Source organism: Dellaglioa sp. CoH-57-MRSF-16 (assembly GCF_056782055.1).
In genome coordinates this window covers 1-426 of record NZ_JBXAXZ010000070.1, presented here as the reverse complement: position 1 = coordinate 426, position 426 = coordinate 1, and the positions used below count along the sequence as shown (strand labels likewise).

The following is a 426-nucleotide window of genomic DNA, read 5'->3' as shown; positions in this document are numbered from 1 at the left end:
GTTCAAGCGTGGCACGTACGTCCGACGTATCGTGGAGGACAGAATGTTGACCGAAAAGGAGCTGCTTGCAATTCCCGAGAAACATCGGCCGAAGGGCCCGGTGACGCGGCCCCGCATTGCGGTCCTCGACGTGCCACCGATCACGAAGCTTGGGACCCTGCTGACGCTGATGTGTACGTCTAAAGAGCGCGAACACGATCTGGACTAAAAGTAGTTGACGAAAAGCCAGAACCTGATATGATTCGGGTTCTGGCTTTTTCTTTAGGCACAATGGACGAACACGACGCGTACCATGAGGGGAGATTGGCGGCTATGGTCTACAAACCTGCCTCCTACAACCCGTATCCGCCGCGCTCCGCAAAACGTGAACATTGGAGCGCGGGTTTTCAACGAATGAAACAACTTTTGGAGCAAGAGCATGGAAAA

2 protein-coding genes are annotated in these 426 nt (G+C 54.0%); both read left to right on the top strand.

Features of this window, described 5'->3' with window-relative positions; all coding sequences use genetic code 11:
- Nucleotides 1–208: hypothetical protein (locus tag AC1RPH_RS07905; RefSeq protein ID WP_481762041.1), on the top strand; the 208-nt coding region annotated here is incomplete at its 5' end.
- 29 nt (nucleotides 209–237) lie between these two features.
- A partial coding sequence (locus AC1RPH_RS07900; protein ID WP_481762040.1) for a ribosome modulation factor occupies nucleotides 238–426 on the top strand: 189 nt, incomplete at its 3' end.